Here is a 20,164-nt window from a genome sequence, read left to right on the forward strand (position 1 = left end):
AGGTCCAGGGGTTCCTGGTGAAGCCGCCGGATTTCGACGCCAGCAAGAAATATCCGGTGAAGTTCCTGGTGCACGGCGGGCCGCAGGGGGCGTGGGGCGATTCCTGGACCTATCGGTGGAACGCGCAGCTTTTCGCCGCCAGCGGGTACGTGGTGGTGATGATCAACTTCCGCGGCTCGACCGGCTACGGGCAGGCGTTCATCGACAAGATCAACGGCGACTGGGGCGGCGGCGCCTACCGGGACCTGATGACGGGCCTGGACTACGCGCTCGCCAAGTATCCCTTTCTCGACCGTGGGCGAGTGTGCGCGCTGGGAGCGTCGTTCGGCGGCTACATGGTGAACTGGATCGCTGGACACACCACGCGCTTCCAGTGCCTGGTGTCGCACGACGGCGATTTCAACAACGAGTCCTCCTACGGCAGCACGGAAGAGCTGTGGTTCCCGGAGTGGGAGTTCCATGGCACTCCATGGGCGAATCCGCTGATGTACCGCCATTGGTCACCGCACCGGTTCGTGGCCAAGTTCAAGACGCCGACGCTGGTCGTCCACGGGCAGCTCGACTACCGCGTGGACGTTTCCGAGGGGCTGCAGATGTTCACGGCGCTACAGCGGCAGGGCGTGCCGTCGAAGTTCCTGTACTTCCCAGACGAGGGGCACTGGGTGCTCAAGCCGCAGAACAGCCGCCTGTGGTATGAGACGGTGAATACATGGGTGGATGAGCATTTGAAGAAGTAGCGAGTGGCGAGTACCCAGTAGTTCCCTAGTCGGTCGAAGTAGAAGTTGAAGACGTGGCGGCGTGAGCGTCCAGCCAGCGGGCGGCGGAGGCGGTGTCTGTGATTTCGCCGCGGAGGGCGGCCAGCAGCAACCCATGGGTGGCCAGCGCGCTGAACTCCGATGAGTAGGTCAGCGGCTGCGCGGGTCCGGCGGGCTTCAGCAGAAACGGCACCCGGGAATCGGTCTGGGTGTTGAAGTCGCGGTAGTAACGCAGAGAGTGGTCAGAGGTGACCAGCACCGTGCTGCTGTCCCAGGTTCCGGCCTGCTCCATGGCCGCGCGCAGCTCGCCCAGGGCGCGGTCCGCCAGCGCCAGGTTGTCCTCATACCAACTCTGGCGGAAGCTCAGCAGGGTGAGGGCACCAGCGCCGCGGTCGTAAATGGCGGGCTCGTGGGGCACGGGCACGTGGATGAGGACGAGTCCGAGAGAAGGGTCGGCGACGTAGTCACGGGCCGCGCGCATGAGGGAGACATACAGGGAGCGGTGGTTCCTTCGCTTTTCCAGCGGCAGCAAGCTACGCCACTGTTCGGCCACGATGGCGGCGAAGGCGGGGTCGGCGGCGCGGGGCGGAGCGTCCATGGGCTGCCATGCGCAGCGCGTAAGTGAGGACTCCAGCAGGCGGCAATAGGGAAAGTACCAGCCGGCCGCGGCCGTTGCGAAGCCCGCTTCACGGGCCTTGGAGAAGAGGCTGGGCTGCCGGCTGAAGGCTTCGTGGGGTTCCGCATCCGGCTGGAAGCTGACCAGAAGCTCGTTTGCCTGCGGGCGCGCGCCGTACACCTGGCGTCCCGCGATGATAGATGTGAACGACGCCACGGTTTGCAGTCCGGCCTGGCGGGCTGCGGAGGCATAGAGCGCTTGCGCGCGCAAGCGATCGAGGTTGGGCAGGCTCAGGCCGGGAGGACGCGCCAGGAAGGCGGGCCGGGCGTCCATCTCATCGAAGACGATCCAGACCACGCGGCGACCGCCGGCAACCGGCAGGCTGAGCGAGTGCGCGGGCCGGGTATCGGCAGCCGCGGCGGAGTTGATTTGACGCCAGGCCGCCTGCCCGAAGGTGACCGGCACGAAGGCCGCCAGTGACAAGGCAAAGACTTCCGTGGCGGCCAGCACGGGACGGTGCCAGCGGATGGCAGCATAGACGAGCGCGAGCGCCAGCGCCGCGGCCAGCAACGGTCCTTCGCGCGAGGCCCACGCATCACGCAGCGCGCGGTCGTAACGCAACGCCAGGAGATTCAGGAAGACCAGCAGGGCCAGCAGGGGCAACGCCTTCCGAACCGCATCGAGGAGGCGCGACGGGGAGCGGCGGGCGGCGGACATCAAGATCCAAAAGAAGGCCGAAAGCAGGGCAACGTTGAGTGCGAGCGCGGCCAAGTCCAGGCCGGACCACGCGGGCATGAAGAACGGATCGGCGAAGAGCAAGCGGTGCCAGGTCTCGAAAAAGCACAGATTGGCGAGCGACAGGGAAAGCACCAGCTCGCGGCCGGCGGACTTCGCCATGTCCGCCATTATTCCACGGGTGCGGGGCGGGCATTCCTGGGGCTCCGGCAGCTGAAGTTACTTTCGTACAGCCGAACCCCTTGCCAAGAGAGCGCGGGGTGAATATCATGCCGTTTCTCGCTGGCGGCTACGCCGGCGGGATCAGGTTGACGGTTTTGTACTTCGCAGTCGAACTCCTCATACCACAACGTGGTAGCAGGGCTGCCGGGAGGCACGCCCGGGACGGCGCACTCCGTTCCGGGGCGGCGGCGTTTCTGCCCATCCCCTTGCGGCGTGAGACTGGGAAGCAATCGAGCAACCTGCTCTCTCTGGGTGTCCTGGGGAGAATTTCTGGAAGCTGAGGCGAAAGGGGTGCAGTTGTGAGTGATGCAAGAGAAAAGGGAACAGTGAAGTGGTTCAATGGGGCCAAGGGCTACGGCTTCATCCAGAGGGCCAGTGGCGAGGATGTGTTCGTCCATTTCTCCGCCATCCAGGAGAACGGGTACCGCACGCTGAACGAAGGAGAGACGGTGGAGTTCGACCTGCTGCAGGGGCCAAAAGGTTTCCATGCGGCCAACGTAGTGCGCGTCTAACGCGATCTTCCAACCAGATTCGGCCTCTCCCGGTGTCGCGCCGGGAGGGGCTTCTTTTTTGCCGCGGACCTCACGGCGCCAGGAACTTCAGCTTGACGGGTTCGGCGGTCAGGGTGCGGATCTCGAGGGAGGCCAGGTCGCCGGAGTCGGGTCCGGACTTGCGGTAGTTGACGACCACCTCCTGGCCCCGCCAGGCGCAGGAAAACTCTTCAGCGCCGATGAGGAGAAGTCCCTGCCGGTTCTTCACGTGCATCTTCCAGGTGCGCTGGCCGACGGCGATGGAAACCATGGCGGCGGTGGGATGCGAGCAATCGACGGCCAGCAGGCGGCCACGGAGGCTCTCCACCGGGCGCATGTCCGGTGGGGCGTCTTCGGGTTCTTCGCGGCCCGCCACCGGGGCGACGGGAACGCGCCGCTTCCACTTGGGTGATTCCCATTGGTCGGTGCGCGGCGGGCGAGCCTGACGCACGGGCTTGGCGGGGGGGTCTTCGCGGTACTTGGCGATACGGTCAAGCTCAGCGACGGCATCGGCAGCGATCTGGGCATCGCTCGAGCGCGCGAGGCGGTCGAACATGGCGGCTGCCTGGTCCCACTGCTGCGCGGCCACATAGAAGCGGCTCAGATCCGCCTGGTACACCAGGTTGCGGGGGCTGAGCCGGACGGCGTTGCGCATGGCAGTAATGGCTGCGTCCGCATCGTTGGTCCACATGTGAGCGATGGCGAGCAGGGCGTAGGCGTCTGCGAATGTGGGATCGAGCGAGATGGACTTTTCCAGCGCGTCGATCACTTCCCAAACGTCATCTGGCTCGCGCCCGGTGGCCTGGAGAACGCGCTGCTGAAGCAGGGCGAAGTAATAGTGGAGACGAGGATCGTTGCTATCGAGGGCGGCCGCCTTGCGGAAGTGTTGGGCGGCCCGGTCGAACTGATCCTTGCGCAAGAACGCGTAGCCGAGGCCACGCTGAACAGCCAGGCTTTGGGGCGCGATGGCGGCCAGATCCTGAAGCTCGCGCACGCCCTGATCCAGGTAATTAACGGAGTGGGCATGCATATCGGCAAGCACGGCGCGCACCTCGACCTCTTCGAGCGGCTCCGACTGGTAGCCGGCGGTGTCAATGCCGGCAGGAGCTTCACTGCGCTGCAACGGACGTGGGCTGACGCGCAGGTAGGCAGCCAGTTCGCGATCGAAATCTTCCGGAGTCTGGCCAAACGCCTGGGAGAAGGCCTGGTCCGGGGGCAGGCGACGGTTGTGCAGCAGATCGAAGTAGGTTCCGGCTTCTGCCAGCCTCCCCTTGCTGAACAAATAGTGGGCCAGAAGCCACGACTGCGCATAGAACAGGGAGCGGCGACTCCCGGTCTCGTTATAGACGGGCGAGTTGCGGTCCACGGCCAGGAGGTCGCGCATGGGCATGAGCCGGCCCGACATAAGCACCTGGGCGGAAGCGGGCGCCCGCCCGATGGTTACCTCCTTGTTGCCGATCTCGATAGTGGAGAAGTATTCGGCGAAGCCTTCGTCGAACCAGAGCTGGGTTTCCGGATAGTTGCCGTTGAGCAGGGCGTGTGCATACTCGTGAAAGGTCGTGCTCCAGGGGTCGCCGGAGGACAGGTCGAGCGCCACAAAGTTCCGGTCGTGGTTGGACTGAAAAATGCCCGTGACTTCGACCGGCTTGCCCTTCCAAACCGGGACGAAGCGGCGGAATTCGCCCGAGTCGCGGAAGGCAACGATCTGTAAGGGGATGGGCTGGCTGACGCGGGAACGGAAGATCAGGGTGCCGAACACCGCGCGCATCTGCTCGAATCGGAGCGCGATCTCCAGGCCGCGGCGCTCGCCGGCGTCGGTGACCACGGAGAAGTTGGGCGAGCGCACCTCGACCCAGCGCGGCTCGGCGGCCAGGGCGAAGACCGGAACCAGCAGGAGACTGAAGAGCAGCCGAAACCCGTGCCTGGGACGGGTGAGCATGTCTATATGATGACACCGTGACGCGGTTCAGGGTTCCCGGCCGAGGCCCATCACTTACGCTTAAGGGGTACGCGCTCCTGTTCCGGGACACGGATCTCGAGGGTGGCCACGTCGCCCTCGTTTTCGCTTCCGGGACGGTAATTGATGATGACGTCCTGATCGCGCCACGCGCAGTCGAAGTCATCCACCCCGATGAGGATGACTTTTTCCCGGTCTCGCACGCGCAGCTTCCATGTCTTGTTCCCGGAAAGGATAGTCACGATGGCCGAGGTTTCCGAGCACTCCACAGCGAGCAGTCTGCCTTCAAGGCTCTCGACAGGCCGCCGGTCGAGATGCGCGGGCGCCGACTGCGTGACGCTTTCTGCGGTTTCTGAAACAGGGCCTGACTGTGCCTGAAGCATGGGCAGTGCGCTCGAGTGGATCTCCAGCCTTGCAAGGTCGTCCGTGGCTCTCTGAGCCACCGTCGGGTCGTTACTGTTTTGCAGGTGCTGGAGCAGAGCCTTGGCCTCGTCCATCTGCCGTGCTGCCACATACGCCTGGGCAAGGTTGACGGCATAGTGTTCGACGCGGGGGCTGAGCTCGAGAGCGCGCTTGAACGACGCGATCGCCCGTTCAGGCTCCCTCTGCCACAGATGAACCATGGCCAGGAGGTTATGCGCGTCAGCAAACTCCGGGTTGAGGGAGATGGATTTTTCCAGGTGCGCCGTCATTTCCCGAAACTTTTCGACCTGGCCACTCGGCCCAAAGGCCTGCCGGCTCATGAGCATGGCGGCGAAATAGTGCACGCGTGGATCGTCGGCGTTGAGTTCGGCGGCGCGACGGAAATGCAAGTCGGCCTGGTCAAGGTCGTTCTTGCGCAAAAAAGCGTAGCCCAAGCCGCGGTGGGCTGCGGCGTTGTCCGGCTGGAGCTGCAGAACCTCCTCAAACTCCGTGGCCCCCTGCTCGAAGTAATGTGGGGAATGCAGGTGCATGTCGGCCATTACAGCCTTGACGTCCGGAGGCCCGAGAGGCCGCACCCTATAGGTGTTGGCGGTTTCTACGCTGATGGGCGTCTGGAAGGTGTACAGCAGCGCCTGGTCGGAACTGAAGAAGCGCCGCAGTTCGTCATCCAGCTTCTTGGGCTCCAAGCCGAAGGCCTGGCGGATGGCCTGGTCGATCGGCAGCCCGCGGTTCAGGACCAGGTCAAAGTAGGTCGAAGCCTCCTTGAGTTTCCTGGTGTCGAACAGGTAGTGGGTCATGAGCCAGGACTGGGCATAGAAAATAGAGCGCCGGTCTCCAGTCTCGTTGTACTCCTTGGAGCCGTGCGCAATGCTGAACAGATCCACTACGCGCATCCAGGAATTGCGCTGCAGAGTGTAAACGGAACCCACTCGAGGGGCGCCGACCTGCACGTCCTTGCTGCCGATCTGGATCGTGGCGTAGTACTCGGCGAACCCCTCGTCGAACCAGAGTTGCGTTCGCGGGAAGTTGGCATTGAGCAGCATGTGGGCGTACTCGTGGAACACCGTTTCCCATTTGCTCTCCGCGGAGAGGTCGAGAGCGATGAAGTTGCGGTCTTCGCCGGGCTGGAACAGTCCTGCAAGATCCACCGGCTTGCCCTTCCAAATGGGGACAACCTGGCGCAGACCCCTGGAGTTGCGAAAGGCAAGGATCTGGAGCGGCACCGGGATGGACACCGACTTGCGCAGAATGAGAGTGCCGAACGCGGCCCGCATCTGCTCGAAGCGCAGTGCCACCTCGCGCCCCCGCTTTTCGCCGGCGTCCGTGACTACGGAAAAGTTGGGAGAACGGACCTCGACCCACTGCGGTTCCGCAGCGCCCGCCGCGGAGCAGAGGAGGAGCAAAGAGCAGATCACAAACAGCAAACCACGCTGACGGGGCCCGGAAAGACAATTGGAGTCCTTCATGGGGCAACTCCCGGGTTCGAGTCTGCACATCGTAGCACCGTTCTGCGTGTGCTCGCACCCAACTCTGAGATCCGTTCTGGAAGGCGAGCGCGCAGTCGAGTGGGGCAGGAGGAATCAGGACGATCTCGGGAGGCGAGCGCCGTTTGAGGGCTGGCCGAGCCGCCCCAGCGCCCAGCGGGCGTGTTCGGCGACTACTGGGTCGGGATCAGCGGCCAGGGCCTCAAGTTGGGGCCGCAGGCGCGGGTCGCCGGAGTTGCCCATGGCGACGGCCAGATTGCGCCGCAAGCCGGAGAACTTGGTGCGGCGCACGGCAGTACCGCGGAACATCTGCCGGAACTGATCGGCGTCGAGCGAGGCCAGCCAGTCGAGGGCCGGGTTCACCAGTTCGGGGCGAGGCTGGAACTCGGGAAGTGAAGTAGCCGGCGCACGGCGGTTCCAGGGGCAGACGTCCTGGCAGATGTCGCAACCGAAGACGTGGCGCCCGACACCGGCGCGCAAGTTCTCGGGGATGGCGCCGCGCTTCTCGATGGTGAGGTAGGCGATACAGCGGGTGGCATCCAGCTCGTAAGGCGCAGGGATGGCGCCGGTGGGGCAGGCATCGATGCAGCGCGTGCAGGAGCCGCAGCGATCGGGAGCGGGCAGGTCGGGTGTGAGCTCGAGCGAGGTCAGGACGACGCCCAGGAACAGCCACGATCCCAACTTCTGGTCGATGATGCAGGTGTTCTTGCCGATCCACCCGACGCCCGCGTAGCGCGCCAGCACGCGCTCGATGACCGGGCCGGTGTCCACGTAGCAGCGCGATTGGAACTCAAGCCCTTCGGCGACGGCTGCCTCGCGCAGAGCCGCCTCCAGGCGGCGGAGGCGGGCCAGGAGGCTCTCGTGGTAGTCCGCCGGGCCCCAGGCATAGCGGGAGATCCAGCCACGGTCCTGGGGAGAGGGAGCGGTGCTGTAGGGGGCGTCGCTGTTGTAGTTGATGGCGCAGACCACCGCCGAGCGGGCCCAGGGCGCCACCGAGTCCAGAGCCGCGCGGCGGAGGCGGCCTTCAGCATCGCGGGCCTTGAGATACTCCATCTCACCGGCGCGGCCAGCCTCGATCCAGCGGGCGAAGTAGTCCAACTCGGGGTGAGCGGACGGGCTCACCGGAGCGATGCCGGCCAGGTCGAAACCGGCGTCGCTGGCGGCCTGCCTGGCAAGCCGGGAGAGCTGGGAGTAGCTGGGCACGGAGAGCGAGTACATTATCTCGCCCGCAGGATACCGATGGGAAACGCGGAGACACCGGGGCCGCGCGGGTAACGGACGCCGACTCACTGCGTCCCTGCTGGTTCGCGGCAGGCGAACCCGCAGGCCGTTTCCCGACGACGCAGCGCCAGCGCCCGTTGCCGGGATTTCCCGGGAGGCACCTCGGGAGAGCCCGTGCCCGCTGGCTGGATGCCGGAAGTGTCGCGGCTTCCGGCATCGCGTTGGGTTGGGAGGCGCCTCGTCCGGCCGGACCGGAAAAAAGCTCACCCGATGGATTTCCGCTGTCGAGGGGGTTGCGGAATCCTCACCCGGCAGGCAGCCTATTTGGCGCCAGGGCCGCCGGAAAGCGGTTTGGGACAAAGCGGCCGAAAGTAGGGACCAAATCGCCGCATCCGGGGACACTCTGCTTCGCGGTTCAGTGTTGTTGCTCGGGCCAAATGGGACCGAGCCGCGCAATCACTCCGGCGTAAAGTTCGATGGCGTCCCAGAGATTCTGCAAGCGCAGGTTCTCGTTGGCCGCGTGCTGGTTGTTATCGTGATTGGCGATGGGCAGGATCACTGTAGGGGTGTGCAGGTCTTCAAGAAAAAGATACATGGGCACGCTGCCACCGAGAGTGGGCACCCGCAACACCGGGCGGCCGAGGGCCTCTTCCGCCGCTTGCGTGAGCGCGCGTGAAGCCGGCAGATTCATGGAAGTGCGGCCGGCGGGATAGTCGAGGCTCCAAGCGAGGCGGACGATGCGCGGGTGCTGGCGGCGCGTCTCCATGTCCGGTTCCTGGTGCACGATGAAGTAGCCCTGTGATCGCAGGTGGGTTTCGATGCGCTCGGCAACCTTTTGCGGCGCTTGATCGGGCACCAGGCGGATGTCGAGTGAAGCCGTCGCGCTCACCGGCACCGCGTTACGCGCCTCTCGGCCCACCGCGCCGCTGCGCAGGCCGCGGATGTTCAGCGCCGGTTCGAGTACCAGTTCGGCGAGGCTGCGCCCACGGCCTTCGGTGGCCGCGAGCCCCAGGGTGCGCTTCAGGCCGGATTCGATCTCGGGCATCTGCTCGAGGGCGCGGCGCTCGCTTTCGGTGAGCGGGCGGACATCGTCGTAAAAACCGGCCACGAGGACGCGGCCGTCGGCATCGCGCAAGCCGGCCAGCAGGTGTGCCAGAGCGGCGGCGGGATTGGGAGCCCAGTTGCCGTAGTGTCCGCTGTGCAGAGTGCGCATCGGGCCGTAGAGAGTGATCTCGACGCCGGCGATTCCGCGAGCGCCGAAGACGATCTGCGGACGCCGCGACTGGTGCACAGGTCCATCGCAAATGAGCCACAGATCGCCGCGCAGCAACTCGGCGTTCTCCTTGAGGATGGCCGCGAGGTGAGGCGAGCCGGCTTCCTCCTCCCCTTCGAAGAAAAACTTCAGGTTGACGGAAGGGGGGATGCCGGAGGCGCGGAGGGCATCGAGCGCGGCCATGAAGCCGAGGATGGGCGCCTTGTCATCGCTGGCGGAACGAGCGTAGACGCGCCATTCGGGCTGCGTCGCTTCGCGCGGCTTGGGCCAGGGAATGTCCTTGCCGCCGTTCTCCAGCGCCTGGTCGCGCAGGACGGGCGTCCAGGGTTGGCCGGTCCATTCGGAGGCGTCCACAGGCTGCCCGTCATAGTGGGCATAGACGATGACGGTGCGCTCGGCCCCGGGCGCGCGCAGCTCTCCGTAGACCACCGGTGGGGCATCTCCGTGCCCGAGCAGGCGCACGGAAACTCCGCGGCGCTCCATCATCTGCGCGATGCGCGCGGCGTTGCGGCGGATGTTCTCGGTATCGCTCGCGAGATTGGGGATGGCCAGAAGCTCGGCAAACTCCTGCAGGATGTCCGCTTCGTGGGCGACGCGCCAGGCGCGAACCTGGTCGCGGGACATGGCGCCCTGGTTTTCCTGAGCGAAAACGCCAGGAGTGCCGAGGAAAAGGGCGAACATCAAAAGCGAGAGCGATCTTAGGCAACGCATAGCCAAGGATTATCGCAGGGCCGGAGTCCCGGTGGAGGGATAACGAAAAAGCGGGGGAGCCCGAAGGCTCCCCCGGAGGGACAGCGCTTGCAGTTAGAAAATCAGCTTCACGCCAAAGCTCAGGCGGCGACGGCTAATGCCCAGTTCGGTGGCATTAGCCTGGCCGTTGCCGCTGGCGTTGAAGAAGGTGTTCATGAACGAGTGGAGCGTCGGATCGGTCGAGACGTCTTGGGCGAAGGGATCGGGGGTGCCCCGGAACTGGCGATTCAACACGTTGAAGGCCAGGAACTGGAACTGCACCGTGACCCGCTCGCTGACTTTGGTGTTCTTGTAAACACCGAAGTTGACGGCGTTGGTGGTTTCCCCGCGGACGGTATTCCGCGGCGTGCCCAGGAAGGGCGATCCGAAGAACAGCGCCGCCGTAGGATCGTTGATGATCCAGTGCACGTTGTCTGCGGAGATCGATTGCAGCGCCCCGGTGGTCTCGAAGATGCTCTCGTTAATCAGGCCGCAGTCCGCCAGGGTTTCGTCGGTGCAGCGACCCACGCTATCCACGGCTGCCAGCGGGTTGCTCAGGATCGGCCGGCAGGTGTCAAACGCTCCGCTGAAGGCATTCGTCGGATCGCAGAAGAAGCCTTCCTTGAACTGCGCCACGGTGATCGGTTGACCGCTGGCATAGCGCCACGTGGTCTGCCACTGCCATCCACCGAGGAGATGCCCAAGCAGGCCTTCCTGCTTCTTGTAGAAGGGCAGCTCGTAGACCAGCGCGATGGAAGCCACGTGCGGGAAATCCAAACCGCTCACGGCGCGCTCGGCCCGGTTGGTGTCAAACGGGTTCTGCGCGAAGGAGAGGGTGTTGCCGCCCGCCAGGGTGGAGAACACCTCGCTGGAATTGTCGATGGTCTTGCTGAAGGTGTAGTTGACGCGCGCCGTCAGGCCGTGCCAGTTCTGAATGTCCAGGCGGGACTGCAGGCTGTGGTAGATGGAGAACGCGAAGTTGCCGCGCTCGATCACGTTGCGGTTGTTGCAGTTGACGTTGCCGTTGGCGAAACCCGGCATGGGTCCGCCGCCCAGGCCGCCAGTGGCGTCCGTGCAAGGCGTCAGGCCAGCCGGAATCACGCTGCCGAAGCCGTTGGCAATCAGAAGGTTCAGCGCCGGGTTTCCATTGACACTCCGGAAGTTGCCCACGGTGTGGTTTCCCACATAGCGGACTTCCGCGGCGAACTTGTTGGTGAGCTGCCGCTGCACGCCGAGGTTCCATTGTTCGGAGTAAGGATTGTGGAAGTTCGGCGCGACAGTAGTGAACGTCCGGAAGCCCGGGTCGATTCCGACGCCGGTCGGAATCAGCGACAGCAGCGCGGGCCGGAGTTCCGCTCCTGTAAAGGTGGTGGCACCCGCCGGAATCGCCACCGGGGTGTTGATGGTCCCCAGGTTGAGCGAGGGGGCGGAGGTGGCCACGTTCAGGAACATGTTGTAGAAGGAGGGGTCATACGAGAGGCGGAAGCCACCGCGGATGACGGTCTGGTCCTTGCCGAACAGGCCCTCCCAGAACCTCGGCGTCCAAGCGAAGCCGATGTTGGGAGAGAAGTTGTTGGTGTCGTTGGGAACAAACGGCACCGTGGTTCTTTCCAGAGGCAGGGAAGGATCCCAGAACGGGTCGGGACCCGTCTGGCGCGCTACGCTCTGGTCGTGCAGCAGGTTGATGGCCTGCTGGAAGAACTCATAACGCAGCCCCATGATCAGGGTCAGATTGTCTTTCACACGCCATTCATCCTGGAAGTAGGCGGCCACATCCTGCTCTTTGAAGTTGGTGCGCGGGTTGCCATCCGCCAGGTTGAAGGTAGTGGTCGTATTCCGCAGGAAGCGCGAAAAAGAGCACTCCTGGCCCGATGGTCCGCTAGCTACCGGGCAGCCAGCAGCGGCGGTGCTATACGTAAAAGCACCATTGATGTTCGGCAAGAAGGTGTTCGGGGAACGCTGCCGGACATACTCGCCGCCGAACTTGAAGGTGTGGCGACCCACAATCCACGAGGCGTTGTCCTGCCATTGCGAATTGTTGATCAGGCGGCCTTGCGGGAAGCCCGCGTTCTGTCCAAAGGCCAGGTTCAATCCGCCCAAGCCAATGCGGGTGGGACAGTTGGTCACGTCGGCGCGAGAACAGCCGGGGAAACCGCCGTCCTCAAAGCCGATGTCGGCCCGCAGGTAGTTAAAGCGGAAGGTATTCACGAAGCGGGAAGTGAAGGTTCGCGTCCAGTCCAGGCCGATCTGCTGGGTCTGTCCGGGAACGTCGACAAAAGCGCCGGCGGCGAAGTCATTTCCGCTGAAGGCGCTGGCATTGGTGAATACCGTCTTCTGGAACAAGTAGCGGGCGAAGAAACGGTCCTTGTCGGAGACTTGCCAGTCATAACGGCCCAGCAGTTCATAGTCGTTGAACGGTTGCGCGAGAAAACGGCTGATGGGCGCGAATTCCACATCGGCTGAAGTTACGCCATCCGACACGGTGAGAGTCGTAGGCGTGCCTGCGCTCGTCGCTCCGACGGGAACGGAGTAAGGGCCGAAGGCGGAGAGAGCCGCCACCGACGTGTTGCCCGGGAAGGCAGCCTGCAAGGTCGCGATTCCGGCCGGCGTCGGCGTGGAGAAGGGAGCAGAGCTGAACAGGGCACCGGCGGTGCGGACACGCTGCCAGTACTGCGAGGCGAAGAACCACATCTTGTCGTGCACGATGGGGCCGCCGATAGTGCCACCGAACTTGTTATCGATGTACTTCGGGGCCTTTTCCACCGGAGTACAACCGGTGGTGGTTGGATCCTGACCGCTCTGGCAGAAACCGAACACACCCGATTTTTCCTCATTGGTGTGGGAATCGAAGAGCGAGTTCTGGTGGAACTCAAACAACGTGCCATGGAAACTATTGGTTCCGTTCTTGGTCACATAATTGACCACCGAACCTACGTTCCGGCCGAACTCTGCGCTGTAGTTGGTGATGACCTGAAATTCCCCGACCACGTCGGGGTTGCCGATGAACAGGAGAGGGCCGGCGATGGAATTGTCATTGTTGCTCTGGCCGTCTACCAGGAAGTTGTTGGAGCGGCCGCGCTGGCCGTTGGCAGAGATATCGGCTCCGTTGTTGTTGCTGAAGCCGTTGTCACCCGCCGAAGCGACGCCGGGCACCAGCAGGGCAAGGGAGTCAAACCCGGTGCCCACAGGAAGCTGCACAACGTCCTTGCTCTGGAAGCTGGTGGAGATCTGGGTGGTAGTGGACTCGATCTGGGGCGCAGCGCTTTCCACGTTGACGACTTCCGTAGCGCCCACCGTCAGCGTGCGTGTTCCCAGATCGGTGTCGCGCGCGATGTTGACCGGAACCTGATCCAGCGTGAACTGGTTGAAATTGGCGGCCTCAATGGTCACGCGATAGGTACCGACCGGCAGCGCGCGCAGGCTAAATCGTCCGGTGGCATCCGTTTCTGCCTTGAATTCCCGGTTGGTATTGACCTCCCGGGCAGCTACCTTGGCGCCGCTGATGACCGCACCCTGCTGGTCCTGCACTGTGCCCGTGATGGTGCCGGTCACAATGCCCTGTGCGAATGCCAAGTTCGCACCCAGCAGCAGCGTCATCCCGATGGCCAGGATGCTGCTTAGCTTCTTTGTCATACGTCTCTCCTTGGGATCGTTCATTGTCGCGATCGCCGAATCGCCGGTCATCCGATGGGGATGACGGCGAAGTCCAATTGGCACTTGTCATGCCAAAAGCAGGCACGCGCCCGAGTCTGGGACGATACGAGCGTGGACAGTGACGAAACTACGGGCGACAACGCAGAACGGATTACCCCAGGGCCGCCCAGCTTAGCCGGTGGTGATCCATCGGCCTGCGGTTCTACATGGTTCGGGAAGGCGGTTATGAAAGCTGGTAGGAGAAACGCGAAAACTACGGACTGAGGACTTGGTTACCACCGAGGGAAATAGTGATGAAGCGCGCTGATCTCTGTGATGGACCGAAAACAAATTCAGACTAGCAGCTAGATGGCGCGGCCGAGAATCTCCTGCAACCGGTCGCGGTAGCTGCGGCTCAGCGTCAGTCGGGTGCCGTCACGCAGCAAGACGACGTAGTCTCCGTGGAACCAGGGCTGCAATTCCTTGACGCGCTCCAAGTTCACGATGGTAGAGCGATGAATGCGCAGGAAGCGCGAAGTATCCAAACGGGCCTCCACGCTGTTCATGGTGTCGCGCACCAGGTGGGAATCTCGCGAGGTGTGCAAGCGCACATAGTTGCCAGCCGCCTCGATCCAGTCGATCTCTTCCGTCTTGAGGAAGTAAACGCGGCCGCCCGACTTGACCACCAGGCGTTCGGCAGGGGACGGCAGCTTGTCGGAGCCGCCATTGTGCGGAACGGCAACCGCGTCAGGGTTGCGGCGGATAGTCTCAATGAGCTGGCGTAGTTGTTGATTCACTTCGCCTGCCTGGCGGCCCTGCAAGTGGATGCGAGCCCGCTCCAGAGCGCGCCGGAAGCGCTCGCGGTCAAAGGGCTTCAACAGATAATCCAGAGCGCGCTCTTCGAAGGCGCGCAGCGCGTATTCATCGTAGGCGGTGACGAAAATGACGGCGGGTACGGTATCCGGACCCACGGCCTGGAGCACCTCAAGGCCGTCCATTTCGGGCATCTGCACGTCGAGGAAGAGCAGGTCCAGGGGCTGCTTGCGGATGGCGGCGACAGCTTTGCGCCCATCGGAGCATTCACCGACCAATTCGATGTCAGGCTCTTCCCTTAGGAGCGAGCGGATGCGCTCTCTTGCCAACGGCTCGTCATCGACGATCAGTGCCCGAATCGCCAATTGCTACCGTCCAGGTGCTGGGCGTTGCGGGTCACCCCAAAATCCACTACAGACCCGCGTTGACCTATTAGACGTGGCTAACGTCAATTTGGTTGCTGGACAGAGGCTGGTATTCGTGGAAGGGGATGGCAAGACTTACCACCAGGCCGCCACCGGGCGCCGGAGTCAACTCGAAACGGTGAGCCCGGCCGTATAGATGCTCCAACCTGGCCCGGGTATTTCCCAGGCCGATGCCGGAGCTTTCGCGGCCTCCGTTCTGGCGCAACCCGACTCCGTCGTCCCTAACCTCCAGCCGCAACACGCCGTTCTGGCGCTGGGCCCGGATCTCGATGTGCCCGCTGGAGCTGCGCGGCATAATGCCGTGCCGCACGGCGTTCTCCACCAGCGGCTGCAGGATCAGACAGGGCACGCATGCATCCAGCGTGACCGGATCGATCTCCAGGCTTACCGTCAGCCGGTCCTGGAAACGGGTACGCTCAATCTCGAGGTAGGGTTCCAAGAATTCGAGTTCACGCTTGAGGGGAATCTCCTGGGCTCCGGGGTGTTCGAGGGTCAGGCGCAACAGGTCGCTGAGGCGGACGATCAAATGGTTGGCGGCTTCGGGGTCGCGGTGCATGAGGGTGGATATGCCGTGCAGGGTGTTGAAGAGGAAATGGGGTTGCAACTGCATGCGCAAGGCTTCCAGGCGCGCCTGGGTCAGGCTGCGCTCCAACTGCGCCGCCGCCAACTGCCGCTCGCGCGACTTCCCGTAGTAGTGGACGGCGTGCCAGATACCCAGGATGGCCCAGTAGCTCAGAATGTTGAAGTGGAGGTCGGCGACCACATAGCTCTTGTAAACGTCCCAAGTGGACATATTGGGACGCATGGGGCGCAGTTGGACCAAAGGGGCAACCGGAATCCAGATGGCCGAATGGAGAGCCGCGAGCATCAGGCTCCCGATGGCGTGGATACCAAGGTCACGCCTCTTGTAGTCGCGGTCCAGGGAAAAGCGTCGCACCATGTAGAGGACGAGCGGAGTCAGTGCGGCCCAGATATAGAAATTGGTCAGCCACCAGATGCCGAGCCGCCACCACTCGATGGGTCGTTCCAGGTAGACCGTGTAGGAGTAGTTCTCGCCAGCGAAGTAGAGGCCCACCACCGTCCATGCGCCCAGGATCATCAGCCAGCGTCGCCAGCGTCGCGTGGGGAGGAAAACGGAAGCGGCATGTTGTGGGGCGTGCACGAAATTCTCGGCGGGAGCTTCGTCCTCGAATTGCGGGCCGGCCTCGGCGGAGGGAGCGCGTTCGGAGGAAGCGCCGGCGGCGGCGCGGTACGGAATCTCGATCGCCACCAGCAGGCCGCCTTCGGGAGCGCGGCCGAGCGCGAAGCTCTGCTCCCGGCCGTAGATCTGTTCCAGGCGCGCGCGCGTGTTGCCCAGGCCTGCGCCCTCGCTGAGCTTCCAGTCCGAAGGAAGGCCGGGGCCGCTGTCACGCACTTCCAGGCGCAGGCGGCCGTTCAAACGCTCCGAACGAAGCACGATTTTCCCCGCGCTAGAGCGCGGCGCAATGCCGTGCCGGACGGCATTCTCCACCAGCGGCTGCAGAAGCATGGTGGGCAGAAGGGCATCGAGCGTATCTGCGTCCGGGTCGAGTGCGGCGCTCAGCCGGTCCTGGAAGCGGGTCTGCTCGATTTCCAGGTAGGCTTCGAGGAATTCGAATTCCTGCTTCAGGGTGACCTGCTGGACCTGAGCGCTCTGCAGCGTGAGGCGAAGCAGATCGCTCAAGCGCGCCAGGATGCGTTCGGCGGCAGCTACGTTGCTGTGCACCAAAGCAGAGACGGCATGCAGAGTGTTAAAGAGGAAATGGGGATGGAGTTGCGTGGAAAGCGTCTGCAGCCGCGCCTGGGTCAGGCGCGTCTCCAGTTGTGAGGCGTGCAGGGCGCGCGCCCGGTAACGGCGGTAGTGAGCCAGCCCATGCCAAACGCCTACGATGCCCAGATAAAAGAGCACATCGCGATAGAGCGTCAGCTGGAGGAACGTCTGGAAGCGGTCGAGCAGCGAGAGGGTGGGCGGCACGTTCATTTTCAGCACCGGCCACAGGAAGGTGCGGACCAGGTTGTAGAGCACGGAGAAGACCGAGCCCACCGCCAGGTGCAGCAGGATGAGCCGCCACAAGGGCACGGCCAACGTGGCGAGTCGCCGGGTGACGAAGACGACCAGAGGCGTCAGGGCGGCCCACACCAGGAAGATGGTCAGGGAATACTTGAGGGCCTTGCTGAACGGGAAGGGATGCCCGTAGTAGGCGCGTACGAGGTACGACTGGGTCGCAAAAAACACGCCCAGCGCCACCCAGGCGGCCAACACCAGGCCCCAGCGTGTCCAGCGGTTCTCTTGCATAGGAGGCGGGATTTTCACTTCTACACCGTCCGCGGGTTGCGCGGGAAGACAGGTGCCGGGCAAGAGCACAGTTCGCGGGGACGAAGCGGCAATTCCGAGGGACGAAATGCGTACAAACTGCAGTCCGGCTAGATGCCGAGCTTCTTCACTTCCTCGTTGTAATACTTGCGGTAGAGGATGTCCCACTCCGCCGAGCCTTCCAGGATGGTGCGCTTCTGGTTTTCGATCTTCTGGCGGGCGACCGCATCGATCTTCTCTTCTTCCTTCAGCAACTCTTCCAGCAGCCGGCGGGCTTCCTGGCGAATGGTGTTGCGATCCTCGAGGAACTCCACGGCGTCGATCTCCGCCAGGGCGTCGGCGATGACGTGGGCGAGCTTGTTCACCTTGTCGCGGCTCAGCCTCATAGCACCGCCTTGTACTTGCGTACCAGCTCGTTCTTCACTTTCTTGAACATTTCCTGGTAGCTGGCGCCGGTACGGCGCATCTCCTCCGAGTACTGTTCGAGGATGGCGCGCACCTCGTCGTTGATGCGGTCCTCGAGCGCGACTTCCTCGAGCATCGCCTCGTTCACGCGGGCGGTGACGGCGGCGGGCTCCTTGCTCTCAATGAACTCGCCAGCAATCAGTTTTTTCACGACTTCGCGGGCCAGATAGCCCACATATTCTCTTGAAAGGTGCATGCTAGATGTGCGGAAGACCCTGTGATGGAAACAGAAAATTTTAGCACAGCGCTGCGGCGAGCCGGGTCCGTTGACCGGCGCTAGCGCGCGTGGTAGCTTTACCCGGCTGCTGCCGGGCAGTACGCGTATGGCCGCGAGTCCGAGGGGAGGCGGTATGGAAGCGCTGGGACTGATCGAGACCAAGGGCCTGGTAGGTTCCATCGAGGCCGCGGACGCGGCGGTGAAGGCCGCCAACGTGGAGCTGGTCCACAAGGAATACATCGGGGCCGGCTATGTGACCATCATGGTGCGCGGCGATGTGGCCAGCGTGAAAGCCGCGACCGACGCGGGAGCCGCTGCGGCTCGTCGCGTGGGCGAACTGGTGAGCGTGCACGTGATCCCGCGCCCGCACGGCGATCTGGAGAAGTCCCTTCCCATGATCAGCGGCAACGCGCCGGCAGGGAAAAAGGGAGCCCTGGGCTGATTGACGAATTGACGAATGGACGAATTGTCGAATTTGACTTGATTGCCGCGCGAGCCGGCCTTTTCTAGCCTCTCCATTCGTCCATTCGAAAATCCGCCAATTCGGCAATTCCCCCATGCCCGAAACCGCCAAGGCCACTAACCCCGACGAGCGTTCGGTTTCCGAAGCTCGCGAACTGGTCGAGCGCGCCCACGCCGCCTTCCAGAAATTCCAGCACTTCACCGCCGAGCAGGTGGACCGCGTGATCGACGCGATGGCGGCGGTAGCGACGGCCAACGCCGAAAAGCTTGCGCGCATGGCGGTGGAGGAAACCGGCTACGGACGCGTAGAAGACAAGATCCAGAAGAACCTGTTCTCCTCCCGGCGCGTCTATGAGGCGGTCCGCGCCATGAAGACGGTGGGCCTGGTGCGCGAAGATGCGGCCGCGGGCGTCCTCGAAGTGGCGGTGCCGGTGGGTGTCGTGGCCGCGATTCTGCCTTCGACCAATCCCACCTCGACGGCCATCTACAAGATCCTGATCGCACTCAAGGGACGCAACGCCATCGTGGTGAGTCCGCATCCTTCGGCGATGCGCTGCACGTGCGAAGTGGTGTCGCTCATGCGGCAAGCCGCCATCGCAGCCGGCGCGCCGGAAGACGTGATCTGCTGCTTCACCACGCCCTCCCAGGCCGGCACGCAGGAACTGATGAAACACCGGCGCACGGCGGTGGTGCTGGCCACGGGCGGCATGGGGATCGTGCGGGCCGCTTACAGCTCCGGCAAGCCGGCGTTCGGCGTCGGTCCGGGCAATGTGCCGGCGTTCATCGAGCGCACGGCAGATGTGAAAAAAGCCGTCGGCGACGTGGTCTTCGGCAAGACTTTCGACTACGGCACCATCTGTTCCTCGGAGCAAGCCATCGTCGCGGAGGAGGCGGTACGCGGGGCGGTGATGGACGAGCTGCGCCGGAATCACGCCTATTTCCTCACGCCGGAGGAAACGGAGACTCTGGGCAAGCAGATGGTGAACCTCGAAGCCCACACCATCAATCCCAAGTATGTGGGGAAATCGGCGATGCGCGTGGCCGAACTGGCCGGCTTCCGCGTGCCGGAAAATACGCGCGTGCTGGTGGCGCAGCTCGGCGGCGTGGGACGCGAGCATCCGCTTTCGGCGGAGAAACTCTCGCCAGTGCTGGCGCTGTACTTCGCGCCCGACCGGGCCGCAGCCTTCGACCTGTGCGAGCGCCTGCTGCGCTTCGGCGGGTTGGGACACACGGTGGTGATCCACAGCCGCGACGACCAGGCCATCCGCGAGTTCGGAGTGCGCATGCCGGCGGGACGCATCGTGGTGAACAGTCCGGCGCCGCAGGGCTCCATCGGCGCTTCCACCAACCTGTTTCCCGCGATGACCCTGGGGTGCGGGGCCATGGGCGGCAACATCACCTCGGACAACATCTCGCCCATGCACCTGGTGAACCTGAAGCGCGTGGCCTATGAGAAGCGTCCCGCGACAGGCGGGGAGCAAGCCGTGGCCGCGCCGGCTGCGGCGCCCGCGGAAACCGCGACTGCGGCCTGCGCTTGCGGGAGCGAAAAGCCGACGGAGGCAGTTGTGCTTGCCCTGCCGGAGCGGATCGCGGCGGCACGCGCGGTGGAGCGCTTCCTGGCGCGCAAACCGGCGGTGTCACCGCCGGCGCCAGCGCCGCCCGCCGCCGCAGTTCCACCTGCTCCTACTGCCGTCACGCGTCCCAAGCCGCGGGCGGTGGAGTTCGTCAGCGTGGCGGAGGTTGAGGTGGCGCTGAAGCGCAAGCAGAAGATACTGGTCGGCCCCAAGACCATCGTCACGCCCGCAGCGCGCGACCTGGCAGCCGGACGCGACGTGCTGGTGATCACCGAATCCTGAAGCGTTCCGTTCGGCC

14 protein-coding genes are annotated in these 20,164 nt (G+C 63.9%); 4 read left to right on the forward strand and 10 right to left on the reverse strand.

Annotated features, from left to right (window positions below):
* A partial coding sequence (locus VLE48_07980; protein ID HSA92933.1) for a S9 family peptidase occupies positions 1–737 on the forward strand: 737 nt, incomplete at its 5' end.
* 25 nt (positions 738–762) lie between these two features.
* Here VLE48_07980 and VLE48_07985 read toward each other — a convergent pair.
* The gene (locus tag VLE48_07985; protein ID HSA92934.1) at positions 763–2,268 is read right to left on the reverse strand and encodes an alkaline phosphatase family protein; all 1,506 of its coding nucleotides are present in this window, start codon (positions 2,266–2,268) and stop codon (positions 763–765) included.
* Positions 2,269–2,654: 386 nt separating this feature from the next.
* On the opposite strand from VLE48_07985, the gene VLE48_07990 reads away from it, so the two are divergent.
* A complete protein-coding gene (locus tag VLE48_07990) occupies positions 2,655–2,840 on the forward strand; it encodes a cold-shock protein (GenBank protein HSA92935.1) in 186 nt (61 codons plus the stop codon).
* Between the two features lie 70 nt (positions 2,841–2,910).
* On the opposite strand, the gene VLE48_07995 is transcribed toward VLE48_07990, so the two are convergent.
* From VLE48_07995 to VLE48_08035, 9 genes are all read right to left on the reverse strand, one after another.
* Positions 2,911–4,797 (reverse strand): hypothetical protein, encoded by a 1,887-nt coding sequence (locus tag VLE48_07995; protein ID HSA92936.1) that lies wholly within the window; start codon positions 4,795–4,797, stop codon positions 2,911–2,913.
* Between the two features lie 50 nt (positions 4,798–4,847).
* Positions 4,848–6,641: a tetratricopeptide repeat protein gene (locus VLE48_08000; protein ID HSA92937.1), complete on the reverse strand. Its 1,794-nt coding sequence runs from the start codon at positions 6,639–6,641 to the stop codon at positions 4,848–4,850.
* Between the two features lie 177 nt (positions 6,642–6,818).
* Complete coding sequence (queG, locus tag VLE48_08005; GenBank protein HSA92938.1) at positions 6,819–7,940, reverse strand: tRNA epoxyqueuosine(34) reductase QueG; 1,122 nt, start codon at positions 7,938–7,940, stop codon at positions 6,819–6,821.
* Between the two features lie 418 nt (positions 7,941–8,358).
* Positions 8,359–9,840: a M20/M25/M40 family metallo-hydrolase gene (locus tag VLE48_08010; GenBank protein HSA92939.1), complete on the reverse strand. Its 1,482-nt coding sequence runs from the start codon at positions 9,838–9,840 to the stop codon at positions 8,359–8,361.
* 180 nt (positions 9,841–10,020) lie between these two features.
* On the reverse strand, positions 10,021–13,578 hold the full coding sequence (locus tag VLE48_08015) for a TonB-dependent receptor (GenBank protein ID HSA92940.1): 3,558 nt from the start codon (positions 13,576–13,578) through the stop codon (positions 10,021–10,023).
* Positions 13,579–13,943: 365 nt separating this feature from the next.
* Complete coding sequence (locus tag VLE48_08020; GenBank protein HSA92941.1) at positions 13,944–14,756, reverse strand: LytTR family DNA-binding domain-containing protein; 813 nt, start codon at positions 14,754–14,756, stop codon at positions 13,944–13,946.
* 67 nt (positions 14,757–14,823) lie between these two features.
* Positions 14,824–17,130: a histidine kinase gene (locus VLE48_08025; GenBank protein ID HSA92942.1), complete on the reverse strand. Its 2,307-nt coding sequence runs from the start codon at positions 17,128–17,130 to the stop codon at positions 14,824–14,826.
* Between the two features lie 128 nt (positions 17,131–17,258).
* Entirely contained in the window at positions 17,259–17,534 is a 276-nt protein-coding gene (locus VLE48_08030) for a DUF507 family protein (GenBank protein HSA92943.1), read from the reverse strand.
* Positions 17,531–17,809: a DUF507 family protein gene (locus tag VLE48_08035; GenBank protein ID HSA92944.1), complete on the reverse strand. Its 279-nt coding sequence runs from the start codon at positions 17,807–17,809 to the stop codon at positions 17,531–17,533. Before VLE48_08035 ends, VLE48_08030 begins: the two co-directional genes overlap by 4 nt.
* Before the next feature lie 154 nt (positions 17,810–17,963).
* Between VLE48_08035 and eutM the strand changes: the two genes are divergently transcribed.
* Both eutM and VLE48_08045 read left to right on the forward strand, forming a co-directional pair.
* Positions 17,964–18,272: an ethanolamine utilization microcompartment protein EutM gene (gene eutM, locus VLE48_08040; protein ID HSA92945.1), complete on the forward strand. Its 309-nt coding sequence runs from the start codon at positions 17,964–17,966 to the stop codon at positions 18,270–18,272.
* 115 nt (positions 18,273–18,387) lie between these two features.
* Positions 18,388–20,148 carry an aldehyde dehydrogenase family protein gene (locus VLE48_08045; protein HSA92946.1) on the forward strand — a complete coding sequence of 587 codons (1,761 nt, stop codon included), beginning with the start codon at positions 18,388–18,390 and terminating at the stop codon, positions 20,146–20,148.
* Positions 20,149–20,164 lie beyond the last annotated feature (16 nt).

Source organism: Terriglobales bacterium (assembly GCA_035454605.1).
Lineage (GTDB): Bacteria > Acidobacteriota > Terriglobia > Terriglobales > Acidobacteriaceae > DATMAB01.

Excerpts from the sequence above, each read along its gene's own strand:
- VLE48_07985 (HSA92934.1), bottom strand. The coding sequence starts at position 2,268 with ATGGCGAAGTCCGCCGGCCGCGAGCTGGTGCTTTCCCTGTCGCTCGCC.
- VLE48_07995 (HSA92936.1), bottom strand. The coding sequence starts at position 4,797 with ATGCTCACCCGTCCCAGGCACGGGTTTCGGCTGCTCTTCAGTCTCCTG.
- queG (HSA92938.1), bottom strand. The coding sequence starts at position 7,940 with ATGTACTCGCTCTCCGTGCCCAGCTACTCCCAGCTCTCCCGGCTTGCC.
- VLE48_08010 (HSA92939.1), bottom strand. The coding sequence starts at position 9,840 with ATGTCCCGCGACCAGGTTCGCGCCTGGCGCGTCGCCCACGAAGCGGAC.
- VLE48_08015 (HSA92940.1), bottom strand. The coding sequence starts at position 13,578 with ATGACAAAGAAGCTAAGCAGCATCCTGGCCATCGGGATGACGCTGCTG.
- VLE48_08025 (HSA92942.1), bottom strand. The coding sequence starts at position 17,130 with ATGCAAGAGAACCGCTGGACACGCTGGGGCCTGGTGTTGGCCGCCTGG.
- VLE48_08030 (HSA92943.1), bottom strand. The coding sequence starts at position 17,534 with ATGAGGCTGAGCCGCGACAAGGTGAACAAGCTCGCCCACGTCATCGCC.
- VLE48_08035 (HSA92944.1), bottom strand. The coding sequence starts at position 17,809 with ATGCACCTTTCAAGAGAATATGTGGGCTATCTGGCCCGCGAAGTCGTG.
- eutM (HSA92945.1), top strand. The coding sequence starts at position 17,964 with ATGGAAGCGCTGGGACTGATCGAGACCAAGGGCCTGGTAGGTTCCATC.
- VLE48_08045 (HSA92946.1), top strand. The coding sequence starts at position 18,388 with ATGCCCGAAACCGCCAAGGCCACTAACCCCGACGAGCGTTCGGTTTCC.